Genomic DNA, 22,966 nt, shown 5'->3' with positions numbered 1-22,966 from the left:
GCATAACGAAGAAATGTGACAAAGATGGGAATTTTGCAAAGGTCTCGAGCCGTCTGAACGATACTCTTTCAGACGGCCTGATAACAAATTATCGATGCTGGGCACGAATTTGCTGCAAAAAGCGGCGGGTGCGTTCGTGTTGCGGATTGTCAAACAACACTTCCGGCGCGCCCTGCTCGACAATCACGCCGCCATCCATCACCACCACAATATCGGCTACTTCCATGGCAAACTTGATTTCGTGGGTGACGACCACCATCGTCCAGCCTTCCTGCGCCAGCTCTTTCATGGTGTTCAACACATCTTGCACCAATTCCGGATCAAGCGCGGAAGTCGGTTCGTCAAACAGCATCAATTCCGGCTGAATCGCCAATGCGCGGGCAATGCCGACACGCTGCTGCTGGCCGCCCGACAATTGATACGGATACAAATCGACCTTATCGCCCAATCCTACTTTGTCCAGCAAGGCCAAAGCAGCGGCACGCGCTTCGGTTTTAGCTTTGCCCTGCACCGATACCGATCCTTCCATCACATTCTCCAAAGCGGTTTTGTGTGGAAAAAGATTGTATTGTTGGAACACCATGCCCGATTTGCGGCGCAAGGCCAAAATTTCGGCTTTGCTCGGTTTTTGGGCAAAATCGACTTTTAAAGGCGCGGCATTATCGAATTCGATTTGTCCTTGCTCGGGCATTTCCAATGCGTTCAAACAGCGCAAAAACGTGGTTTTACCCGAACCCGAAGGCCCCAAAATTACCACCACTTGGCCTTTGTTTACATCCAAATCAATACCGCGCAAAATGGTGTTTTCACCGAATGTTTTGTGGATATTACGGATTTTAATCATCATTTTCCCTTACTTAGCCACATAGCGGTCGAAGCGTTTTTCGATTTTTGCTTGAATCAGGAACAATACCCAGCAGAAACACCAATACACCAAGCCCGCTTCGATATACACCGGCAAAAAGTCGTAGGCGCGATTGGCCACCTCGGAAGCGGTACGGAACAATTCCGTTACCGTCACAAACGAAGCCAGCGACGTACTTTTAAATAAGCTGATGAATTCATTACTCAAAGGCGGTACGGATACGCGGAAAGCCTGCGGCGCGATAATGCGGCGGAACGTCTGCATATAGGTCATGCCAACGGAAAACCCAGCCTCCCATTGGCCTTTGTGCACCGACAAAATCGCCGCGCGGATGGTCTCGGAAGCATATGCGCCGACGTTGAGAGAAAAACCGATAATCGCCGCCGGAATCGGATCAATGTACACCCCTACCGCCGGCAAACCATAAAACACTACAGCCAATTGAATCAGCATCGGTGTGCCGCGAATGGCGGAAACATAAAACTTCGCCAAACCCAGTAAAATTTTGTGCAGCCAACTTTCAGACGGCATCACACGAATCACCGCCACGATGATGGCAATTACCATGCCGATGATAAACGAAGCAATCGCCAGCGGCATGGATACCAAAAATCCGGCCTTGACCATAGGCCAAAACGCGCTGATTACCAAATCAGCGCGTGTCTCGGTCATAAACGGCAATGAAGCCAGTAAATTATTTAACACTGATGTCTTTTCCGAAGAATTGTTCACCCAGCTTTTTCAAAGTACCGTCTGCTTGCAATTCTTTCATTGCTTCGCTGAATTTAGCCACAACTTCATCGTTGCCTTTATTGACAATCAAACCGGCACCGACTTTTTCCTCAGCAGGGGCAGTCCATACGATTTTCACGCCTGCGTTCGGATTTTTTTTCAAGTAATCCAATACCGCCAATTCATCGTTTAATGTCACTTCGGCACGTTTTTGCTCAATCAGCATCAAAGATTGTGCCAAACCGTCAACCGGTACGATTTCGGCTTTGGCTGCAGTAGCGCGTTCGCCGTAGTTGCTGGTTAAAGATTGGGCGGCTTTTTTACCGGCAATTTCTTCAACCGATTTGATCGTGCTGTCGTTGCGCGCCACCAAAACCGGACCGCTCCAGCTGTACGGCTCGGATTTATCAAACGTTGCTTGGCGTTCAGGGCTGGTCAAAGCCACTTGGTTGGCCACTACGTCAAAACGGCCTGCTTTCAAGCCGGCCATCATGGCATCCCACTGGGTTTCCTTAAATTCAACGGTTACGCCCAATTTTTCAGCCACGGCGCGGGTCACTTCAACATCGTAGCCAGTCAATTTGCCGGATTTGTCGTGATAAGTAAACGGTGCGTAAGTGCCTTCGGTGCCGACGGTGATGGTGCCTTTATTGTTAATGCGTTCAATCAAAGATCCTGAAGCATTAGCAGCAGGTGCCGTACTTGAAGCAGCAGAACCACCTTCGCCACCGCAAGCTGCCAATACCAAAGCCGTCATACTGCCCAATAAGAATTTTTTCAACATCGCTTGATCCTGTGTGTATCTTTAAAACGGCTATTCTAATGGATACTGGCGGCAAACACAAAGAATGCTTCTGCTATCATTTATAACCAAAACATATAACAAAGCCGTTTGAAACAAAATATTTCAATATTCTGTTTCAAACGGCTTTGTATGGTGGATTTTACATTAAGTACTTGCTCATTTGAGCGGTGTTGCCGTCTTCAAATTTAATCAAACCGACACAGTTTTTGTGTCCCAACACATACGCACACAACGACATCGGCAATTTTCGCAATAAATGGTTGTAGCACTCTGCCGAGCGATTATAAGCACGGCGTGTATGCAAGACTTCGGTTTCTGCCGCCTCTAGCATCTCAAGCTGATTGCTCAAGCGGGCATCTTCGCGGTGTTTCAATTCGTTGCGCAAATGATTTTGCAACTGGCGCAGCAAAGTGGTGAGTTTGCTCTCGGCTTTGCTTAATGTAATTAATGATTCTTCCGACACCGAGCGTTCCGTCCGTGACAATACCTGCTCGGCTTCTTGGCAGGCTTTGGTTAGATTTTCGTTTAAATCGGTGGCATTGAGCAGATAAAGCTGGGAAGCATCCAAAACATGTTTGGCAGCCTGATGACGGCATGACAAGGAAATTTTTAAGGCCATAAAGGATTCTTGATAGTCTTGTTTGCCGGCAATTAACTTCTGCTTGCAGATAATAACCACGCCGGCCAATAAGACAAGAATCAATAAAATTGCCAGCATTCCCATAGCGTTTCCTTTTTTATTTTATCGTGAGTATGTTTCGCTTATTTTTATGATGCGCAGAGATAATAAAACTGCCTTTATGCTGACATTATAACCCAAAATGAATAAAAATTCCCACTGGTCATAAAAAAAGACCGCTTGAATATCTTCAGACGGCCTTTATTATAACCATAAATATATTTACAAATCTAATGAAACTTCTAAATTATCAATCAAACGCGTGCTGCCCAATCGAGCCGCTGCCAACACCACTAAATGTTTGTCGCCCACACGCGCCACTTCCAAGCTTTCCGCTTGGCGGATTTCAACATAATCCACCACCCAACCGGCTTGATTTAGGTTTTCTATTGCCGTTTGCTCGATTTGCGTATATGCAACATTACCGGACTGCAATTGTCCCGCAGCATTTTGCAATTCGCGGTATAAACGCGGCGCTTCGGCGCGCTCGGTTTCGCTTAAATATTGATTGCGGCTTGATAAAGCCAAGCCGTCGGCGGCACGGCCGGTATTGACCGGCACAATTTCAATATTAAAGTTTAAATCTTCGACAAAACCTTTAATAATCGCCAATTGCTGATAATCTTTCTTACCGAAACAAGCCACATCCGCTTCGACAATATTAAATAATTTGCTCACCACCGTTGCCACACCGCGGAAATGACCGGGGCGGAATTTGCCGCATAATTCGTTTTGCAGATGCGGCGGCTCAACGTTGTAACGCTGCTCGACATTGGGATACAGCTCTTTTTCATCCGGTGCGAACACCACCGCCACGCCTTCATTGGCCAATTTATCGGCATCTTGCTGCAAAGTGCGCGGGTATTTATCAAAATCTTCGCCTTGGCCAAACTGAAGACGGTTCACAAAAATACTGACCACCACATTATCGGCGCGTTTTTTCGCTTCGCGCACCAAAGCCAGATGCCCCTCGTGCAGGTTGCCCATGGTCGGCACAAAAGCCACTTTACCGGCCTGCTTACGCCATTCGCGCAATTCTTTAATGGTATGAATGATTTGCATAATTTGAATAATCCTTAAAGGCGGCAAGGCCGTTTGAAAATAACGGCTCAATTATACGCTTAGCGCAGATGATAACCAAATGCCGGCGATCAAAGCAAATATGCCGCCTGAACTATAATAAGTTTTCAGACGGCATGTTTGTGGTTGATTTACTGATTAATCAGCAAAGGTATGTTCGGGCGCAGGGAAGGTTTGCGCTTTCACTTCATCGACATAGGCTTTTACAGCCGCTTGTATACTGTCTTTGCCCTGAATAAAATTCTTCACAAATCTGGCTGTTTTGCCCGGAAACACGCCCAGCATATCGTGCATCACCAGTACCTGACCGTCGCAATCCACACCTGCACCAATACCGATGGTCGGGCAAACCACGCTTTCGGTCACTTGTTTGGCCAATTGTGCCGGCACGCATTCCATCAACACAATCGCCGCCCCTGCTTCATCATGCGCTTTGGCATCGTTTAACAAAGCCTGCGCCTTATCGCCCCGTCCCTGCACTTTATAACCGCCAAATGCAAACACCGATTGCGGCGTCAAACCGATATGCGCACACACCGGAATACCGCGTATTTGCAGAAATTCAGTGGTTTCCGCCATCCACACCCCGCCTTCCAGCTTCACCATGTGCGCACCGGCCGCCATCAATTCAGCTGCTGCATTAAAGGCTTGCTCTTTGCTTTGCTGATAGGCACCAAAAGGCAAATCACTCACAATCATGGCGTTCTTCGTGCCGCGTGCCACGGCTTCGGTGTGGTAACACATATCGCGCAAACTTACCGGCAGCGTGGAAGTGCGCCCTTGTACGGTCATACCCAAAGAATCCCCCACCAGCAAAACATCCACGCCCGCTTCATCCATCAACGCAGCAAAGCTCGCTTCATAGGCGGTAAGCATGGCAATTTTATTGCCTTCGGCTTTCATTTTTTGCAGTGTGTTCACAGTAATCATGTCGTCTGGTTTTCCCGCCTTGTTCAGACGGCCTTATATAGGTTAAAACGAGGCCATTATAAGGCTTTCGTGTCAAATGTGTGTCAAAAAATAAAAAAAACAGCTTAACCACATTCATGATTAAGCTGTTTGATTTTGGTGCCGGCACCAAGAGTCGAACTCGGGACCCCCTGATTACAAGTCAGGTGCTCTACCAACTGAGCTATACCGGCTTAACTGACTGCATATGCATATAAAGCAATACAGTTTTAAACTGGTGCCGGCACCAAGAGTCGAACTCGGGACCCCCTGATTACAAGTCAGGTGCTCTACCAACTGAGCTATACCGGCTAACGAAGAAAGCATTATGCCTTTAACCCTTGCTATTGACAAGGGCTCTGCCGTGAAAAAAATCTACCCACGCCCAAAATCTTTGATTTTAAATTGAATATACTTTCTCTCATTTCACGCTAATCACATAATAGAAATCCATACGGCCAATTATTCTGTAAAAGTCTCGGCCGTCTGAAAAAGACCGCAAAATCTGTTAAAATAACCGACTTTCCCAATATTTCACGATTCCACCATGCCCCAACACCCCTACCGCCGCCTGCGCGCGCCGCAAGCGCATTTACCCGAAGTCGGTATTTCAGAAGAAGGCAATATCCGCTCGCTGCATTTGGGCAGCCCGACGATTCAAAGCTCAATGAATCTCAATCACCCTGCCGAATTGGTTTTGTCGTATAGTCGCGCCATGATGGGCTGGCTGTTGTTTGCCGAAAATACGCCGCGCCACATTACCCAAATCGGTTTGGGCGGCGGCTCGTTTGCACGCTGGATTGATGCCTACCTGCCCGATACCAAGCAAACCGCCGTCGATATCAATCCTCAAGTGATTGCCGTGGCACGCAGTTTGTTTGAATTGCCGTTTGAAGGTGAAAAATTTGAAATTGTGCAAGCCGACGGTGCGGAATATATTAAGGTGTTCCGCCACAATACCGATGTGATTTTGGTTGATGGTTTCGACGGCGAACAGATTATTGATGATTTGGTGAGCGAACCGTTTTTTGAAAACTGCCGCCAAGCGCTGTCGCCCGACGGTGTATTTGTAACTAATTGGTGGAGCGGCGACAAGCGCTATCAGCGTTTTGTCGAACGATTACTGAAAGTATTCGACGGGCGTGTGTTGGAATTACCGGCAGAAAGTCACGGCAATATGGTAGTGATGGCGTTTCAACGCAGCCCGAAAGAGCAAAATCTCGATAACCTGAAAAAACGCGCCGACAAATTCAGCGAATTATACGATTTGAATTTCAAACGCATGTTGGCCGATTTAAAAGCCCACAATCAAAACAACGGCAAACATTTTTATTTATAACATGAAGGCCGTCTGAACATTTTCAGACGGCCTCCCCCTTAATCAAAAGGAAATCATCATGTTGAAACCCGAAGTTATCGCCATTCAAGGCCCGGTCGGCGCGCTCGAAACCATTCACCTGCCTGCCCAAGGCACGGCGCGCGGCGTGGCGGTGGTGAATCACCCCAACCCGCTGCAAGGCGGCACCAACACCAATAAAGTCATTCAAACTGCCGCTAAAGCCCTCACCCAACTTGGTTTTCACTGCTACCTGCCCAACTTGCGCGGCGTGGGCAACAGCGGCGGCAAGCACGACTACGGCAAAGGGGAAACCGATGATTGCATCTGCGTCATCGATTACGCCCGTTCGCAGCATCCGGAATTGGAACAATTTGTGTTGGCCGGTTTCTCGTTCGGCGGTTATGTCGCCAATTTCACCGCACAGGAGCGCGAGCCGGATATGCTGTTGCTGATGGGCGCCGCCCTGCGCCACTACACAGACCGCGCCGAGCCTGAAGCGGCACCGAATCCCAACAAAACCTTAATCATTCACGGTGCGGAAGACGAAGTGGTCGAAATCGGAAAAGTGTTGGCATGGGCCGAACCGCAAGATATTCCGGTGATTGCTATTGCCGGATCTAGCCACTTTTTCCATGGCAAACTGATTGTTTTGCGCGATACCATCAGCCGCTTCGCGCCAATAATTTTGGGGTAAGTTGATATTATGAAGCAGGCCGTCTGAAAACCATTGGGTTTCAGACGGCCTGATATTTTTGTAAAACTCGTAAACTTTTAGAAATCTTTTACACCGTCATTCCCGCGCAGATGGGAATTCAGGCCTATGGGTTTCAGGAATTATGAACTATTACAGTAATTTAAAGTTCTTCGCTCCGGCCTGCGCGGGAATGACAAACATTGTTTTCTTAGCACACATTGAGGTTTCAAATATTCCGTTTTATTTTCAAATGTTTATCCATCATCACGAAACATCTTGCGCCAAACATGCGGATTGACTTGATAATATTTGAAAAACTGCTGCCGAAACGACACCGTATTCTGAAAGCCTGTTTTCTCGGCAATCTGCTCAACGCTCAAACCCGAATTTTCCAACAAATCCAAGCTGCGTTGCAGCCGCTCTTTATGTAGCCATTCGAGAAACGTCATGCCTGTAGCTTTTTTAAAATGACGGGTAAAGGTGCTGCGGCTCATGGAAACGCGTTCGGCCACTTCATCAATATTTTGCGGCTCATGCAAATGGTCTCGCAAATAATCCAACAGCGCATTGATTTGTGTGTCTTTCGTCGATTGCGCCAGCGGCCGCTCGATGAACTGCGCCTGCCCGCCTTCACGATGCGGCGGCACCGCCAGCAAACGCGCAGTCTTATTGGCAGCTTTCGCGCCGTAAAACTTGCGGATAATGTGCAGACAGCAATCTAATGCAGCCGCGGTTCCGGCAGAGGTCATAATATTGCCGTCTTCCACATAAATCGAATTCACATCCAATTTTACTTTTGGGAAACGGCGGCTGAAATCGGCCTCGCCTTTCCAATGCGTCGCCGCTTTTTTGCCGTCTAGCAAACCGGCATAAGCCAAGGCATACGCACCGTAACACAATCCGACAATATAGGCGCCGCGCTGATAGGCCGTCTGAAGTGCGGTCAGTAGTTCCGGTACAGGTTGCGTTTGCTCGTCTTTCCATCCCGGTACCACCACAATATCACATTGCACCATCAAATCCAGACCACCATCAATAGGTGGCTGCATGATTTGATAATGTAACGGCTTGCCTGTGGGGGTAACGATTTTCACCTCAAACAAGCCGTCTTCGGCTGCATCTTGAAATGCCATATACGGCACGGAAAAATGAAACGGATTCACTTCAGGATAAAGCAGCAAGGCGATGGTCAGCATAATGAGATTCTTTGATTGAGTTTGACCCGATTGTTATGTTTTTTGAACTGAATGTCAATTTTCAGACGGCCTCATGCTGCGTACAATACGTTTCATCGATTCAATCATCACGTTTAAGGAAAAAATCATGAAACCGAATACCTTGTTTACCGCCGTATTGGCTGCTTCTGCTCTGTTTGCTGCTACACCTGCCATGGCCGAAGTGAGCTATCAGCATATCCGCAACGCCACCGCTAAAATCAATTACGGCGGTACCACTTTTTTGGTTGACCCGTATCTCGCACCTAAAGGCACCTATGCCGGTTTTGCAGGCACGGTCAACAGCCAATTACGTAACCCCCTGAATGCATTGCCGCAATCCACTGCCGACATCATCAAAGGCGTAGATGCAATTGTCGTGACCCACACCCATGACGACCATTGGGACGAAGCGGCGCAAAAAATACTGCCGAAAGATTTGCCGGTATTCGTGCAAAACGCCAACGATGCCAAAATTATCCGTGGTCAAGGTTTTAAAGACGTGCGTGTAGTCGGTCAAAACACCGAGTTCAAAAACGTGCGTTTGAGTAAAACCGGCGGCCAACACGGCAGCGATGAAATGTATGCCAACCCGCAATTAGCAGAAATGTTGGGCGATGCGATGGGTGTCGTGTTTCAAGCCCAAGGTGAGAAAAGCCTGTATGTCATCGGCGATACTTTGTGGAACTACCACGTTGATCACGCTTTAGCGCAATACAAACCGGAAATTATCGTGATGAACACCGGCTTTGCCCGTATGCCTCAATTCAAAGAAGGCATCATCATGGGTACCGAAGATGTAGGCAAAGCCTACCGCGCAGCACCAAACGCGCAAATCATTACCGTACATATGGATGCAGTCAATCATGCCACCATCAGCAGCGATGATATGCGCAAATATGTGAAAGCCAACCGCTTAGGCTCGCACGTGCATGTGCCGAGCAATGGCCAAGTATTGAAATTTTAAGCATTAAATAAACCGGCTGAGACCTTTGCAAAACCCTTTCAAAAGCCAGCAAACTCAACACCCGCATCATTTCCATACAGGTGGAAACCCATCTTAGCATTTATGAAACCTATTTTATTCAATAGTTTGTAATGCTCAAAAATGGATTCCCACCTGCGTGGGAATGGCGTCGGTTCTTTGTGCTGTGGCTTTTCAGGGAGTTTTGCAAAGCCTTGTAAAGGTCAGGCCGTCTGAAAGCTTTCAATTCTCTTGAAAAATGTAGAAAATCCCAGCGTTGTTTACACTTTTGCTTTTTTGCTTGAATACCCATTTGGGGATTTTTGAGTGTTGCCAAGAATGCCGAAAGGCAGCAAAGCCTCATGGTTCTTGATAATGCTCAAAAATCCTAAAACAATCATTTAGGCAAAAAATAAAAGCTGTTTTGCATAAAAGTGTAAGCAACCCGACAATTTCCTACAGTTTTAAAACGACAACACCATTTCATGCCGTCTGAAAATATCCGCCATAAAAAAACGGCTTGATTCATGTTAACATGAATCAAGCCGTTTGCACTAAATAGCGATTATTCAGCGGAAGGCGCTTCCAACAATGCTTTCATAGACAATCGTACGCGACCGCGGTCGTCTACTTCCAAGGCTTTCACTTTCACAGTTTGGCCGACTTGCAAGTAGTCGCTCACGTTTTTCACGCGCTCGTGGGCAATTTGGCTGATGTGTACCAGGCCGTCTTTACCCGGCATGACAGACACAATCGCGCCGACATTGTTGTCCAAGATTTTTATCACAGCACCTTCATACACTTTACCGACTTCCACTTCGGCAGTAATCTGCTCGATGCGGGCTTTCGCAGCTTCGCCGGCTTCTTGTGTGGTTGCTGCGATGGTGATGGTGCCGTCTTCGGCGATGTTGATTTCGGTACCGGTTTCAGCGGTCAGCGCACGAATGGTTTCGCCGCCTTTACCGATGACATCACGGATTTTGTCTTGGTTGATTTTCATGGTGAACAGGCGCGGCGCGTGTGCCGACAATTCTTGCGGGCCGGCCACTGCTTCCTGCATTTGCGCCAAGATGTGCAAACGCGCTTCTTTGGCTTGCGCCAAGGCGATTTGCATGATTTCTTTGGTGATGCCTTGGATTTTGATGTCCATCTGCAGCGCAGTCACGCCTTCGGTGGTACCGGCTACTTTAAAGTCCATATCGCCCAAGTGGTCTTCGTCGCCTAAAATATCGGTCAATACAGCAAATTTGTTGTTGTCCAAAATCAAGCCCATGGCGATGCCGGCAACGTGTGCTTTCAACGGCACACCGGCAGACAACAGGCTCAAGCAGCCGCCGCATACAGAAGCCATTGAAGACGAACCGTTTGATTCGGTGATTTCAGACACCACGCGCATGGTGTAGCTGAAATCTTCCGGCTCAGGCAATACCGCCAACAAAGCGCGTTTGGCCAAGCGGCCGTGACCGATTTCGCGGCGTTTCGGTGCACCGACACGGCCGACCTCACCGGTAGAATACGGCGGGAAGTTGTAATGCAGCATAAAGCGGTCGGTGTATTCGCCGCTCAAAGCGTCGATGATTTGCTCGTCGCGCGCAGTGCCCAAAGTGGCCACAGCCAAGGCTTGGGTTTCGCCACGGGTAAACAAAGCAGAACCGTGGGTGCGCGGCAATACTCCGGTTTGGATGTTCAGCGGGCGCACGGTGCGGGTGTTACGGCCGTCGATGCGCGGTTGGCCGTCCAAAATTTGGCTGCGCACGACATCGGCTTCTAAATGTTTGAAAATGCCTTTAATTTCGTTGGCCGACAAAGTGTCGGTTTCTTCGGTAATGAACGCTTCTTTTACGGCTGCCCAAGCTTCGTCCAATTTGGCCGAACGCGCCTGTTTTGAACGGATTTTGAAAGCTTCACCAATGGCATTACCGGCGATTTCGCGCACTTTAGCCACCAACTCTTGATTGGTTTCCGGCGCTTTCCAATCCCACACTTCAGGATTGACCGCATCGGCAAACTCGTTGATGGCTTGAATGGCCACTTGCATTTGATCGTGGCCGTAAACCACCGCGCCCAACATCACGTCTTCAGGCAGGATATCGGCTTCAGATTCCACCATCAACACGGCTTTTTCAGTGCCCGCCACCACTAAATCCAATTGAGATTCAGCCAATTGCGCTTTAGTCGGGTTCAAAACGTATGCGCCATTCACATAACCCACGCGTGCGGCGCCAATCGGGCCGGCAAACGGTACGCCGCTCAATACCAATGCAGCAGACGCGCCCAGCATAGCAGGAATATCGGAATCGATTTCAGGGTCAACCGATACCACCATCGCCACGATTTGAATGTCGTGGTAGAAGCCTTCCGGGAACAGCGGGCGAATCGGACGGTCAATCAGACGGCTGGTCAGAATTTCTTTTTCGCTTTGTTTGCCCTCGCGCTTGAAAAAGCCACCCGGAATTTTGCCGGCGGCGTAAGTACGCTCTAAGTAATCCACGGTCAACGGAAAGAAATCTTGGCCTTCTTTCACGTCTTTATTGGTGGTTACCGCAACCAATACCACGGTGTCGCCCATGGATACTTTAACGGCCGCAGCAGCTTGACGTGCGATTTCGCCGGTCTCCAAAGTAACGGTTTGATCGCCGTATTGGAAGGTTTTGATGTGTTTATCGAACATGCTTGTCCTTTCGGTGATGCCGCACCGCTAAAACACTAATGATGCACACTAAAGCGTGAATGTGCATGGTTAGGGTTTCAGGCTGATGCGGCGGGTTGATTAATGTTCAGACGGCATTTGAGAGCCGTCCAGTCCGCAATTATAACGGCAAACCGCCACTAAATCTATACAGTCATTTTATTCAAATGACAAAAGGCCGTCTGAAAAACAATTCTTTTTCAGACGGCCTCATCACACACTAACGCGTCAATAAATTCAGCGCTTCTTGATATTTTTCTACGGTTTTTTCGATCACTTCTGTCGGTACTTTCGGCGCCGGCGCTTGTTTGTTCCAACCGCTTTGTTCCAACCAGTCGCGCACAAACTGTTTATCGAATGAAGGCGGATTGGTGCCGACTTGGTATTGGCCGGCCGGCCAGAAGCGGCTTGAATCAGGGGTCAGCACTTCGTCCATCAAGGTTAGCGTGCCGTTTTCATCCAAACCGAATTCAAACTTGGTATCGCAAATTATAATACCGCGTGATTTGGCGTATTCGGCCGCTTCAGTATAAAGCTGAATAGCTTTTGCCCGCACTTCGGCTGCCAACTCTTTGCCGATGATTTGCTCACACTGCTCAAAACTGATGTTTTCATCATGATCACCGACTTCGGCCTTGGTCGATGGGGTAAAAATCACTTCCGGCAGCTGTTGCGCTTCCTGTATACCTTCAGGTAACTTAATGCCGCATACCGTGCCGTTTTTCTGATAATCTTTCCAACCGCTGCCGGCCAAATAACCGCGCACAATCGCTTCAACTTTCACCGGCGAGAGTTTCTTCACCACGACGGCACGCTTTTCCAATGCTTTGGCTTCGTTTTCCGGTAAAACATCGTACACGGTATCGCCGGTAAAATGGTTCGGCATAATATGCGCCAGTTTTTGAAACCAGAAATTAGAAATCTGCGTCAGGATTTCGCCTTTGGTGGGAATCGGGTCATCCAAAATCACGTCAAAAGCCGACAAACGGTCAGAAGCGACCATCAGCATGCATTTGTCGTCGATTTCATATAAGTCACGTACTTTACCTGAATAAATATTTTTCAAACTGATTTCAGACATTTTAATTCCCTGCAACGGTTTATCAGAGATGGGAATTATAGCAAAGAAACTTTTCAGCCGTTTGATTTGTTTGCAAAAAGGCCGTCTGAAAATTTTCAGACGGCTCCTAACGGCAAGTTATTTACTGCACAACGGCATTATACACAAGCTGCCGCTGCCTGTTCTTGAATTTGGGCCAACACCAACGAACCGGTATCGTAACCTGAAACGGCATAAGTTTTGCCATTAGAAAATGTGAAATTCTCGATTTGGTTGTCGGAACCGACAAACCAATCACCGACCAGAATGCTGTCGGTACTGTTTGCGAAGGTAATGCTCAAATCGTCGCCTTCCTTGCGCAGAATCACATTTTCCGCGCATATATCACTACCGAACGATAAGGTGTCCTTACCGCCGTTGTCTTCAATGATGTCGTAACCGTAACCTTTGTCAAAGAAATAGGTATCGTTGCCTTTTCCGCCGATTAACACGTCGTTGCCCGCACCGCCGTCAAGGCGGTCGTTACCGTCTTTGCCTACCAAGCAGTCATCACCACCCAAACCGTAGAGGCTGTTGTCACCAGAATTACCGTTGACGGTATTGTTCAATTCATTGCCGGTGCCGTCTAAATCACCGCTGCCCATCAGATACAGATTTTCCACGTTTTCCGGCAGAGTATAGTCAATCCAACTGCGTACCGTGTCATCACCCGAATCGCTTTCTTCGACAACTTTATCGCATTTGTCGTCAACATAGTACACATCATTGCCTTTGCCGCCGTACATTTTGTCGGCTCCCTTGCCGCCTTGAAGATAGTCGTCACCCGCTAAGCCGTGAATCACATCTTCACCGTCGGTACCCAAAATGGTATCTTTTCCGTCGGTTCCTTCAGTATAGCTTGCTCCGTCTTCAGGTTTCACCACCTGGATAACATTACCCTGATCCGGTTTTTTTACGTTTTCTTCATTGGTTTGGTTGCCATCATCCAAGCACGGCTTGCACTGGCTGCCCTGATCCGGTTTAGGTTCCGGTTTAGGTTCCGGTTTAGGTTCCGGTTTAGGTTCCGGTTTAGGTTCCGGTTTAGGTTCCGGTTTAGGTTCCGGTTTAGGTTCACAGTACGGTTTGGTATTAATCGGTTTATTCGGCTTGCACTGATCCAGCTTCGGTTCCAGCTTCGGTTCATAGTACAGTTTAATATTAATCGGTTTATTCGGCATACAATCGAAGTCAAAAGTATAACGAGTCGTTTTATATGCGGACTTCACCGGAAAAGTATAGGCCGAATAAGCCGAAAACGATTTGATTGAATATGAAGGTGCACAATAGTTGCCAAAGGAAATTTTATAAGTACTTGCCGGCGGACAATAACCTTTGAAACCGTATGATTTTGCCGAAGCACCGAATTTATGGGCAGTTGAAGGGAAACCGCGAGAAAAATAAGTCATGTTATCACTCCCAAAAGATATGAAAATACGGATTTTATCCTAATTAAACGGACAGAAACCCATCTATGATTTTAGTGATATTTATCATTACTATTATTTAAAATAATCGGACGGTATAAAAACATGATAAAGGGAATTCAATTTCATTAAATAAATAATATTCACTTTATTTATAGTAAATAACATACAAAATAATCTGCTTCTCATCCGTTATTTATCGATTCCGCCATACTTAATAATAACTGATAACAATCACTTACTCTTATCCTCCGCAGCACAAAGCCGTCTGAAAAACTCAAATATTCCCTGAATTTTTCAGACGACCCATTATAAAATGAAAATATACTTTAAAACTTACCCGCAAGAGACAGCACCAAGCCAGGTATTTAAAACACTCAGATCATCATTACATCATTATCCAAATCGTCGTGGCAGACTGTATTGGCTTGGCGGGGATAACACTCTGTCAACGCACTGCCCACTGCCTCCAAGCCGCTTTCCAAACCATGAACATATTGTTCATTGCGGAAAGATTCGCGCATCAGGTCACAGACCGCCTGCCATTTTTCCTGCGGCACTATGCGGCCGACACCGCGATCGGCAATAATTTCAACCATGCGATCGGCAAAGGAAACATACACCAAGACACCGCTGTTATACTCGGTATCCCACACACCCAGTTGCCCGAACCATTGCAAGGCTCGGGTGTACGGATCCACGCCTGCTAACACTTCGCTGTTGGTATAGCGGGATTCGACCACAAAACGGATTTGGCCGGCGTGCTTTTGTTCTGAAAAACCGATTTCGCGGCTGATACGTTCTAAATCTGCTGTAGGAAAAAATTTCTCTACACGCCAGCGCGGGCATTTCCAGTGTTGCCATAACCGTTTGAATCTATTTTGTTCCATTACCAGCTCCCTGAAGCACCGCCACCGCCAAAACTACCACCACCACCGCCGAAGCCGCCTCCTCCGAAGCCACCTCCGCCATTTCGCCAGCCGCCGCGCGGGCCACTTCCGCCAAAGCCGCCACCGAAACCGCCACCGCCGCCGGAAATAAAGGCGCTCGAACCCAATAAGAAAGTAAACAAGGTTCCGCCGATGGCTGCAATGATGCCAATCCACAATGCCCAGCCGAACATTGCTGTTAAACCGAACATCATGCCGCCGGTAATCAGGCTGCCTAAAATACGGCCGAAAATGGATTTTAAGAAACTGCCGGCCAAAGGCACAAACAGCAACATCATCCAAGCATCTTCGCCGTCCGGCCCGGTATATTCACCGGTAGCCGCTTCCGGCAGACTTTCTCCGGCAATCAGCCTTTCGATTTGGCCGACAGCCTGATAAATCGCAGCATCAGTTTGGCCCTGCTGTAAATACGGCCGCATCACATCATCTAAAATGCGCTTGGCGTACACATCAGGAATCGCGCCTTCCAAGCCGCGGCCGACGGCCAAATGCGTTTTGCGTTCATCGCGCACCAGCAGCAACAAAACGCCGTCGTTGATGTCTTTCCGACCCGGCTGCCATGTTTCCATCACACGCAAAGCATAATCGAACGGGCTTTCCGGGGAAATCGCGGGCACGGTCAACACCACAATCTGGCTGCCTTTTTCTTTGCTGTACCGTGTCAAATGTGTGTTTAGCTCTACACGCGCTTCCGCACTCATCATCTGCGCACTGTCCATCACCGGCGCAGTAAGTGGCGGAATGGCGGTTAATTCGGCAGCAAACAGCAAAAAACTGCTCAACACCATGGCCAGTGCAAGAGCTGTTTTATGAATCACAGACTGCATAGCTTTGCCTTTCCGGATTTTTATTTATAGGTTACAAACCATTTCACCCATGGTTTCATACGGCCTGTCCACAACAAATGAACAGGCCGTATGAAAAGTTAACGCTTAAAACTGTACGGCAGGTGCATTTGAAATTGCACCTTCATTTTCTACACTGAAGTTCGCGCGCGGCTGCATACCGAAAATTTTTGCGGTAATGTTTTGCGGGAACTGACGCAAAGTGGTGTTATAAGTTTGCACCGCTTTGATGTAGTTGTTGCGTGCGGTAGAAATACGGTTTTCCGTACCTTCCAATTGTGCCTGCAAATCGCGAAAGTTTTGGTCGGCTTTCAATTGCGGATAGTTTTCAGACACCACCAACAAACGCGACAACGCACCGCTCAACTCGCCCTGCGCTTGTTGGAATTGCTTCAATTTCTCAGGGTTGCCGGCATCTTCCGCGCTCAATTGCATACTGCCCACTTTGCTGCGCGCTTCGGTCACTTTGGTAAACACTTCTTCTTCATGAGTCGCATAACCTTTCACCGTATTCACCAGATTCGGAATCAAATCCGCACGGCGTTGATATTGGTTCAATACTTCCGACCAAGCTGCATTGGCTGCTTCGTCTTGCGTTTGCATAGTGTTGTAACCGCAACCGCTCAAGCTGAACACCGATGTCATCACAGCCAAAACGGCCAACCATTTTTTAAACATTGCTCTCTCCATCACATAATGTGTCAAAAAATTTTTCATTACGCCATCATTGTTTAGGCTGTCTGAAAACTTGCTTTCGAGTATAACCTAAAAAATATTTTTTGATTAAAAAAATAAATAAGAAAATAAATTTCCGGATAATCGGTCAGCCAAATTTGCCCTATAATACGATTGATTACAGTACACTAATTTATTTTGTTCCGACAGCAAGGAGAAGCACATATGCGAATTTTACTGACCGGCTCGAAAGGCCAATTAGCCCATTGTCTGCGCGACCGCCTGCCTGAAAGCTGGGAATTGATTGCCACGGATTCAAGCTCTTTAAACATCACCGATGCCGATGCCGTCAACAACATGGTTCACAATTTCCAACCGGATGTCGTGGTCAATGCAGCTGCCTATACTGCTGTTGATAAAGCAGAAACCGATGTCAATAATGCCTTTGCCGTGAATGCCCAAGCCGTGCATCATTTGGCTGCGGCGGCGCAAAAAATTCACGCGCGCTTTATTCATGTTTCTACCGATTATGTGTTTGACGGCAATGCTAAAAGCCCATACCGCACGACAGACTCAACCAATCCGCAAAGCGTTTACGGCAAGAGTAAGCTAGCAGGTGAACTGCTGGCCTTGGCGGCACATCCCGAAGCAGTGATTATCCGAACGTCTTGGTTGTTTAGTGAATACGGCAATAATTTTGTCAAAACCATGCTACGCTTAGCGGGCGAACGCGATAGTTTATCTGTTGTCAACGACCAAACCGGCAACCCTACCTATGCCGGTGATTTGGCTGCTGCAATTGTCAGCATTATCGGCAAACCGGACATGCATCGCGGTATTTACCACTATTGCGGCAACAAATCAGTAAGCTGGTACGAATTTGCCGAAGCCGTGTTCCAAACCGCAGCCAAACACATAGACGGCTTCAAAATGCCTGAACTCAAAGGCGTTCCAAGCAGCGAATACCCTGTTCCCGCTCAGCGCCCGACATACAGCGTGATGGATAATTATAAATTTGAACGTGATTTCAAGGTAAAAGCCTCCGACTGGCAAAAAGCTTTGAATGATATTATGAGCAAATTAAATTAAGATCCGATAAATACTAAGCAAGGCCGTCTGAAACGTAGAGTAGATATGAATTGTCCCAATCCTTGAACAAGTTAAGAATCTGTCTCTGACAGTCTATTAAAAGCCGGGTTCTGTAAGTCACAGAACCCGGCTTTTTTAAATTCAAATTAATACGGTCATGATTGTAATAACGGCGGCCAAAGGCTTTGCCAAGTATTTGCATAACCGCCTTACCGTAGCGCTCTTTATGTTGCTTCACTCGCTACCGCTTTAGCTGCTCTATCTGGATTCAGTTTGCCGGGGCCGTCAGAGAAACTGCTTTTGGGAATATGGTCACTATGTAACAGCTATTTCGGCGGACGTTTCGCTCTCGTGCAACATAACCCTTTAATCAGTTTCACCTGAAGTTTTTCATAGCCGGGTTTATTGACGATAAACGTTTTTTACGTGAGAACTTAAATGGTCGTTGGTGCACTGTTGGTTGTGTACTTGGCGGTAATGGCGCCTTTTTCAGTTGGCGGGAGTGCCCAACTTTTGGGATGCTGTTCAGAATGTGTATTTTTCAGACGGCCTGTTCCATTTTCCCTGTTCACGTTTGCCAGTGCGGCTGCTTCAGGGTAAAATTATGTATTCCAACATGGGTATTTCATCATGACTAAATTTATATTCGTGACCGGCGGCGTTGTATCTTCCTTAGGAAAAGGTATAGCCGCCGCTTCTATTGCAACCATTCTCGAGTCGCGCGGCCTTAACGTCACCATGCTCAAGCTCGACCCCTATATCAACGTCGATCCAGGCACGATGAGCCCGTTCCAACACGGCGAAGTGTTCGTCACCGACGACGGCGCGGAAACCGACCTCGACTTAGGCCACTACGAGCGTTTCATCTCCGCCACCCTTACCCGCCGCAACAGTTTCAGCGCAGGCCAAGTGTATGAAAACGTGATTGCCAAAGAGCGCCGCGGCGATTACTTGGGTGGCACGGTACAAGTGATTCCCCACATTACCGACGAAATCAAACGCCGTATCCACGAAGGGGCGGCAGGCTACGATGTAGCCATCGTCGAAATCGGTGGCACCGTCGGCGACATCGAATCGCTGCCGTTTCTCGAAGCCATCCGCCAAATGCGCAGCCAGCTTGGCCGCAACAATACCTTGTTTGCCCATTTAAGCTATGTGCCTTACATCACCGCAGCCGGCGAAATCAAAACCAAACCGACCCAGCATACCGTGAAAGAAATGTTGGGCATCGGCATTCAGCCGGATATTTTGATTTGCCGCATGGATCGCCCTATGCCGGAGGACGAGCGCCGTAAAATCGCCCTGTTCTGCAATGTGGAAGAGCGCGCGATTGTCGGCAGCTACGATGTAGACAGCATCTACGAATGCCCTGAAATGCTGCACAACCAAGGCATCGACACCATCATTACCGAACAACTGCAATTGAATGTGCAGCAAGCAGACTTGACCGAATGGAAGAAAATCGTTCACGCTATTAAAAATCCGAAGCACGTTGCCAAAATCGGCATGGTCGGTAAATATGTCGACCTGACCGAATCATACAAATCGCTGATTGAAGCCTTGCGCCACGCCGGTATTCATACTGAAACCGATGTGCAAATTACCTATTTTGACAGCGAAGAAATCGAGAAAAACGGTGGCGATATTTCAGCTTTGAAAGAAATGGATGCCATTTTGGTTCCGGGCGGCTTCGGGGTGCGCGGCGTGGAAGGCAAAATCGCCGCCGTACGTTACGCACGCGAAAACAACGTGCCTTACTTGGGCATTTGCTTAGGCATGCAGATTGCTTTGATTGAGTATGCGCGTGATGTGGTCGGTTTGCCGGATGCCAATTCGACCGAATTCAACCTGAAATGCGCCTCGCCCGTGGTTGCCCTGATTGACGAATGGCAAACCGCCGACGGCAGCGTGGAAGTGCGTGATGAAAATACCGATTTAGGCGGCACCATGCGTTTGGGCGCGCAAAACGTCGAACTCAAACCGGGCAGCTTGGCTGCTAAAATCTACGGCAGCGAAGAAATCCGCGAACGCCACCGCCACCGCTACGAAGTCAACAACAACTTCGTTCCCGCATTGGAAGTAGCCGGCTTGGTAATCGGCGGCGTATCAATGGGCCGCGAGCGCTTGGTAGAAACCATCGAATTGCCAAACCACCCTTGGTTCTTCGCATGTCAGTTTCATCCGGAATTTACATCAAATCCCCGCAAAGGCCACCCGTTGTTTAACGCATTTGTGAAAGCCGCGTTGACCAATAAATCAGCCTAAGCCCAGCTATAAATAAAAAGCACCTGAATAATCAGGTGCTTTTTATTTATAGCTGGGCAAAATTCAATTAAAATTTCACGCGTACGCCAACAGAAGCTTCGTGAGAATCAACCTTAACATCATCAAATTTGCCCCAGTAGTTATAACGATAACCGGCATCCAAAGCAACATTCTGAGCCACATCATAGCTAACGCCGGCCAATACACCTGCGCCGGTGCGGGTCTTGCGGTAAGAACCGGCCTTTTTATAATTGTTACCTTCCTCTACCCAGTCATTTGAAACACGGTTGATGCCCAAACGCGCACCCACATAAGGCTTGACCGACTGATACATATCAAAATCGTAAATCGCCGATATGCCTACGCTTTGGAATTTGGCTTTACCGTTACCCTTAGGCAGAAGATTGTATTCAAAATTTTTGTAATGGGTGTAATCTACACCCGCACGCACGTTGTTGCCAAAATCGTAACCAACAGTTAGGCGAGGCGTAAATCCGTTTTTGGAAAGCGAACCTTCATCTTTAATTTTGACTTTAGATACACCTACGTCACCTTGCACAAAAACACCCGGCGCAGCCAAAACATGAGCCGACATCAATACGCCTGCAACGATTAAAGACATTTTTTTCATCATAATCAATCTCCCAAAAAGCCAAAGCACTATTGCATATGGCAGAATCATTGTAATCATGTGTAATGACAATGTAAAGGACATCGTTGCTTTGTGCATAGAAAGAATATAACCAAAAGCACTTATCATACAACCAAGCATTCTTTCTCATTTTCAGACGGCCTAGGTAAAGTAACAATCATATCAAAATGAGCCTAGGAGCCAGCATGTCCACCACCGACCCACGCGCCAAACTGCCCGATGCCCCCTTAGCTGACAACGAACGCTTAAAATACCAAAGCCAGCACTTGCGCGGCACCATTGCCGAAGATTTGAAAGACGGCATGACCGGCGGTTTTAACGGCGACAATTTCCAGCTTATCCGTTTCCACGGCATGTATGAACAGGACGACCGCGACATCCGTGCCGAACGTGCCGATCAAAAACTCGAGCCGCTGAAAAACGTGATGCTGCGCTGCCGTTTGCCGGGTGGCATTATCAAGCCCGAGCAATGGCTGGGTATCGATAAGTTTGCCGGCGAAAGCACCCTTTACGGCTCCATTCGCCTGACCAACCGCCAGACCTTCCAATTCCACGGCGTATTGAAAGACAACATCAAACCGATGCACCAATGGCTCAACGAATTGGGCTTGGATTCCATCGCCACCGCAGGCGACGTGAACCGTAATGTTTTGTGCACCAGCAACCCTGTCGAAAGCGGGTTGCACAAAGAAGCCTACGAATGGGCAAAAAAAATCAGCGAGCATTTGCTGCCGAAAACCCGCGCCTATGCCGAAATCTGGCTGGACGGTGAAAAACTGCACTCTACCGAAGACTTGGTGACTGCTCCGTTGGCCGATTCCGTGAAAAGCGGCGATGCCACCGAGCCGGTTTTGGGTAAAAACTACCTGCCGCGCAAATTCAAAACCACAGTGGTGATTCCGCCACACAACGATGTTGATTTACATGCCAACGACTTAAACTTTGTCGCCATCGAAGAAAACGGCAAGCTGGCCGGCTTCAACGTCTTGGTCGGCGGCGGCTTATCGATGGAACACGGCAACACCAAAACCTACCCCAACACCGCGCGCGAATTCGGCTTTATCGGTTTGGATAAAGTATTGGATTGCGCCGCTGCCGTGGTTTCCGTGCAGCGCGACTGGGGCAACCGCAGCGACCGCAAAAACGCCAAGACCCGTTACACGCTCGATCGTGTCGGCGTGCAGACCTTCATTGAAGAAGTAGAGAACCGCATGGGCACGAAATTCGAGCCGTTGCGTCCTTATGAATTCACTTCGCGCGGCGATCGCATAGGTTGGGTGCAAGGCGAAGAAGGCAACTGGCACTTGACGCTGTTTATCGAAAACGGCCATCTGCTCGATTATCCGGGCCGCCCACTGAAAACCGGTATGCGCGAAATCGCCAAAATCCACACCAGCGACTTCCGCTTGACCGCCAACCAAAACCTGATTGTGGCCGACGTGACGCCGTCTGAAAAAGACGCCATCGAAAAAATCGCCCGCGAACACGGCTTAATCAGCAACAGCGTTACCCCGCAACGCGAAAACAGCATGGCCTGCGTGTCTTTACCGACCTGCCCGCTGGCGATGGCCGAAGCCGAACGCTTCCTGCCAAGCTTTTCCGACAAAATCGATGAAATTCTTGCCCGCCATCACTTATCGCAAGAGCACATCGTTTTGCGCGTAACCGGCTGCCCAAACGGCTGCGGCCGAGCCATGTTGGCCGAAATCGGCTTAGTCGGCAAAGCCGTCGGCCGCTACAATCTCTACACCGGCGGCAACCGCGAAGGTACCCGCATTCCGCGCCTGTTTAAAGAAAACATCACCGAGCCGGAAATTTTAGACATCATCAACCAATGGGTCGGCGCATGGGCACAAAGCCGCGAAGCCAATGAAAGCTTCGGCGACTTTTCGGTACGCACCGGTATTGTGAAACCCGTTACCAATGCACCGCGTGATTTCTGGGCGTAAAACACCATA

General features: G+C 48.4%; 20 protein-coding genes and 2 tRNA genes. 6 read left to right on the top strand and 16 right to left on the bottom strand.

All coding sequences use genetic code 11. The annotated features are described in order from the left end of the window. Window positions 1-88: 88 nt before the first annotated feature. The 8 genes from ACFPVS_RS03405 to ACFPVS_RS03370 all read right to left on the bottom strand — a co-directional run bounded on the left by ACFPVS_RS03405 (window position 89) and on the right by ACFPVS_RS03370 (window position 5,421). Window positions 89-844, bottom strand: coding sequence for an amino acid ABC transporter ATP-binding protein (locus ACFPVS_RS03405; RefSeq protein ID WP_096295437.1), 756 nt, complete (start codon window positions 842-844; stop codon window positions 89-91). Between the two features lie 9 nt (window positions 845-853). Next, a complete protein-coding gene (locus tag ACFPVS_RS03400) occupies window positions 854-1,570 on the bottom strand; it encodes an amino acid ABC transporter permease (protein WP_096295438.1) in 717 nt (238 codons plus the stop codon). Continuing rightward, window positions 1,560-2,381 (bottom strand): amino acid ABC transporter substrate-binding protein, encoded by an 822-nt coding sequence (locus ACFPVS_RS03395; RefSeq protein WP_096295439.1) that lies wholly within the window; start codon window positions 2,379-2,381, stop codon window positions 1,560-1,562. The genes ACFPVS_RS03400 and ACFPVS_RS03395 overlap by 11 nt, the downstream gene beginning before the upstream one ends. Before the next feature lie 160 nt (window positions 2,382-2,541). Next, window positions 2,542-3,126: a LemA family protein gene (locus tag ACFPVS_RS03390; protein ID WP_096295440.1), complete on the bottom strand. Its 585-nt coding sequence runs from the start codon at window positions 3,124-3,126 to the stop codon at window positions 2,542-2,544. A 177-nt stretch (window positions 3,127-3,303) separates the two neighbouring features. After that, entirely contained in the window at window positions 3,304-4,143 is an 840-nt protein-coding gene (gene panC / locus ACFPVS_RS03385) for a pantoate--beta-alanine ligase (protein WP_096296138.1), read from the bottom strand. 156 nt (window positions 4,144-4,299) lie between these two features. After that, window positions 4,300-5,091 (bottom strand): 3-methyl-2-oxobutanoate hydroxymethyltransferase, encoded by a 792-nt coding sequence (panB, locus tag ACFPVS_RS03380; RefSeq protein ID WP_096295441.1) that lies wholly within the window; start codon window positions 5,089-5,091, stop codon window positions 4,300-4,302. 136 nt (window positions 5,092-5,227) lie between these two features. Beyond that, window positions 5,228-5,303: transfer RNA gene (locus tag ACFPVS_RS03375), tRNA-Thr, on the bottom strand. Between the two features lie 42 nt (window positions 5,304-5,345). Next, window positions 5,346-5,421, bottom strand: a tRNA-Thr gene (locus ACFPVS_RS03370). A gap of 235 nt (window positions 5,422-5,656) precedes the next feature. On the opposite strand from ACFPVS_RS03370, the gene ACFPVS_RS03365 reads away from it, so the two are divergent. Together ACFPVS_RS03365 and ACFPVS_RS03360 are read left to right on the top strand one after the other, a co-directional pair. Beyond that, window positions 5,657-6,448 (top strand): polyamine aminopropyltransferase, encoded by a 792-nt coding sequence (locus tag ACFPVS_RS03365; RefSeq protein WP_096295442.1) that lies wholly within the window; start codon window positions 5,657-5,659, stop codon window positions 6,446-6,448. Window positions 6,449-6,506: 58 nt separating this feature from the next. Then, entirely contained in the window at window positions 6,507-7,142 is a 636-nt protein-coding gene (locus ACFPVS_RS03360) for an alpha/beta hydrolase (protein ID WP_096295443.1), read from the top strand. A gap of 254 nt (window positions 7,143-7,396) precedes the next feature. Here ACFPVS_RS03360 and ACFPVS_RS03355 read toward each other — a convergent pair whose 3' ends face one another. Continuing rightward, the gene (locus ACFPVS_RS03355; RefSeq protein ID WP_123803850.1) at window positions 7,397-8,338 is read right to left on the bottom strand and encodes a GlxA family transcriptional regulator; all 942 of its coding nucleotides are present in this window, start codon (window positions 8,336-8,338) and stop codon (window positions 7,397-7,399) included. Between the two features lie 127 nt (window positions 8,339-8,465). Between ACFPVS_RS03355 and ACFPVS_RS03350 the strand changes: the two genes are divergently transcribed. Continuing rightward, window positions 8,466-9,323 carry an MBL fold metallo-hydrolase gene (locus tag ACFPVS_RS03350; protein ID WP_096295444.1) on the top strand — a complete coding sequence of 286 codons (858 nt, stop codon included), beginning with the start codon at window positions 8,466-8,468 and terminating at the stop codon, window positions 9,321-9,323. Between the two features lie 562 nt (window positions 9,324-9,885). Here the strand turns inward: ACFPVS_RS03350 and pnp are convergent. The 6 genes from pnp to ACFPVS_RS03320 all read right to left on the bottom strand — a co-directional run bounded on the left by pnp (window position 9,886) and on the right by ACFPVS_RS03320 (window position 17,005). Continuing rightward, window positions 9,886-11,991 carry a polyribonucleotide nucleotidyltransferase gene (gene pnp / locus ACFPVS_RS03345; protein WP_096295445.1) on the bottom strand — a complete coding sequence of 702 codons (2,106 nt, stop codon included), beginning with the start codon at window positions 11,989-11,991 and terminating at the stop codon, window positions 9,886-9,888. 238 nt (window positions 11,992-12,229) lie between these two features. Continuing rightward, window positions 12,230-13,090: a phosphoribosylaminoimidazolesuccinocarboxamide synthase gene (locus ACFPVS_RS03340; RefSeq protein WP_096295446.1), complete on the bottom strand. Its 861-nt coding sequence runs from the start codon at window positions 13,088-13,090 to the stop codon at window positions 12,230-12,232. Window positions 13,091-13,227: 137 nt separating this feature from the next. Then, on the bottom strand, window positions 13,228-14,058 hold the full coding sequence (locus ACFPVS_RS03335) for a calcium-binding protein (protein WP_232507403.1): 831 nt from the start codon (window positions 14,056-14,058) through the stop codon (window positions 13,228-13,230). Window positions 14,059-14,909: 851 nt separating this feature from the next. Further along, a complete protein-coding gene (locus ACFPVS_RS03330; protein WP_096295447.1) occupies window positions 14,910-15,422 on the bottom strand; it encodes a TPM domain-containing protein in 513 nt (170 codons plus the stop codon). Beyond that, window positions 15,422-16,309 carry a TPM domain-containing protein gene (locus ACFPVS_RS03325; protein ID WP_123803854.1) on the bottom strand — a complete coding sequence of 296 codons (888 nt, stop codon included), beginning with the start codon at window positions 16,307-16,309 and terminating at the stop codon, window positions 15,422-15,424. The genes ACFPVS_RS03330 and ACFPVS_RS03325 overlap by 1 nt, the downstream gene beginning before the upstream one ends. 105 nt (window positions 16,310-16,414) lie before the next feature. Then, window positions 16,415-17,005, bottom strand: coding sequence for a LemA family protein (locus ACFPVS_RS03320; RefSeq protein WP_096295449.1), 591 nt, complete (start codon window positions 17,003-17,005; stop codon window positions 16,415-16,417). Window positions 17,006-17,227: 222 nt separating this feature from the next. On the opposite strand from ACFPVS_RS03320, the gene rfbD reads away from it, so the two are divergent. Next, a complete protein-coding gene (rfbD, locus tag ACFPVS_RS03315; RefSeq protein WP_096295450.1) occupies window positions 17,228-18,091 on the top strand; it encodes a dTDP-4-dehydrorhamnose reductase in 864 nt (287 codons plus the stop codon). Window positions 18,092-18,721: 630 nt separating this feature from the next. Further along, entirely contained in the window at window positions 18,722-20,356 is a 1,635-nt protein-coding gene (locus tag ACFPVS_RS03310) for a CTP synthase (protein WP_096295452.1), read from the top strand. Window positions 20,357-20,423: 67 nt separating this feature from the next. Here the strand turns inward: ACFPVS_RS03310 and ACFPVS_RS03305 are convergent, their stop codons facing one another. Beyond that, window positions 20,424-21,128, bottom strand: a complete 705-nt coding sequence (locus ACFPVS_RS03305) for an opacity family porin (protein WP_332457907.1) — start codon at window positions 21,126-21,128, stop codon at window positions 20,424-20,426. 65 nt (window positions 21,129-21,193) lie between these two features. On the opposite strand from ACFPVS_RS03305, the gene cysI reads away from it, so the two are divergent. After that, the gene (gene cysI / locus ACFPVS_RS03300) at window positions 21,194-22,957 is read left to right on the top strand and encodes an assimilatory sulfite reductase (NADPH) hemoprotein subunit (protein WP_096295454.1); all 1,764 of its coding nucleotides are present in this window, start codon (window positions 21,194-21,196) and stop codon (window positions 22,955-22,957) included. Window positions 22,958-22,966 lie beyond the last annotated feature (9 nt).

Source organism: Neisseria weixii (genome assembly GCF_042658245.1).
GTDB lineage: Bacteria > Pseudomonadota > Gammaproteobacteria > Burkholderiales > Neisseriaceae > Neisseria > Neisseria weixii.
This window is presented reverse-complemented; position numbering and strand designations above follow the sequence as displayed.

Coding starts and splice junctions, on each gene's coding strand:
- ACFPVS_RS03405 (WP_096295437.1), bottom strand. CDS start 844: ATGATTAAAATCCGTAATATCCACAAAACATTCGGTGAAAACACCATT.
- ACFPVS_RS03395 (WP_096295439.1), bottom strand. CDS start 2,381: ATGTTGAAAAAATTCTTATTGGGCAGTATGACGGCTTTGGTATTGGCA.
- ACFPVS_RS03390 (WP_096295440.1), bottom strand. CDS start 3,126: ATGGGAATGCTGGCAATTTTATTGATTCTTGTCTTATTGGCCGGCGTG.
- panC (WP_096296138.1), bottom strand. CDS start 4,143: ATGCAAATCATTCATACCATTAAAGAATTGCGCGAATGGCGTAAGCAG.
- panB (WP_096295441.1), bottom strand. CDS start 5,091: ATGATTACTGTGAACACACTGCAAAAAATGAAAGCCGAAGGCAATAAA.
- ACFPVS_RS03365 (WP_096295442.1), top strand. CDS start 5,657: ATGCCCCAACACCCCTACCGCCGCCTGCGCGCGCCGCAAGCGCATTTA.
- ACFPVS_RS03360 (WP_096295443.1), top strand. CDS start 6,507: ATGTTGAAACCCGAAGTTATCGCCATTCAAGGCCCGGTCGGCGCGCTC.
- ACFPVS_RS03355 (WP_123803850.1), bottom strand. CDS start 8,338: ATGCTGACCATCGCCTTGCTGCTTTATCCTGAAGTGAATCCGTTTCAT.
- ACFPVS_RS03350 (WP_096295444.1), top strand. CDS start 8,466: ATGAAACCGAATACCTTGTTTACCGCCGTATTGGCTGCTTCTGCTCTG.
- pnp (WP_096295445.1), bottom strand. CDS start 11,991: ATGTTCGATAAACACATCAAAACCTTCCAATACGGCGATCAAACCGTT.
- ACFPVS_RS03340 (WP_096295446.1), bottom strand. CDS start 13,090: ATGTCTGAAATCAGTTTGAAAAATATTTATTCAGGTAAAGTACGTGAC.
- ACFPVS_RS03330 (WP_096295447.1), bottom strand. CDS start 15,422: ATGGAACAAAATAGATTCAAACGGTTATGGCAACACTGGAAATGCCCG.
- ACFPVS_RS03325 (WP_123803854.1), bottom strand. CDS start 16,309: ATGCAGTCTGTGATTCATAAAACAGCTCTTGCACTGGCCATGGTGTTG.
- ACFPVS_RS03320 (WP_096295449.1), bottom strand. CDS start 17,005: ATGTTTAAAAAATGGTTGGCCGTTTTGGCTGTGATGACATCGGTGTTC.
- rfbD (WP_096295450.1), top strand. CDS start 17,228: ATGCGAATTTTACTGACCGGCTCGAAAGGCCAATTAGCCCATTGTCTG.
- ACFPVS_RS03310 (WP_096295452.1), top strand. CDS start 18,722: ATGACTAAATTTATATTCGTGACCGGCGGCGTTGTATCTTCCTTAGGA.
- ACFPVS_RS03305 (WP_332457907.1), bottom strand. CDS start 21,128: ATGCTTGGTTGTATGATAAGTGCTTTTGGTTATATTCTTTCTATGCAC.
- cysI (WP_096295454.1), top strand. CDS start 21,194: ATGTCCACCACCGACCCACGCGCCAAACTGCCCGATGCCCCCTTAGCT.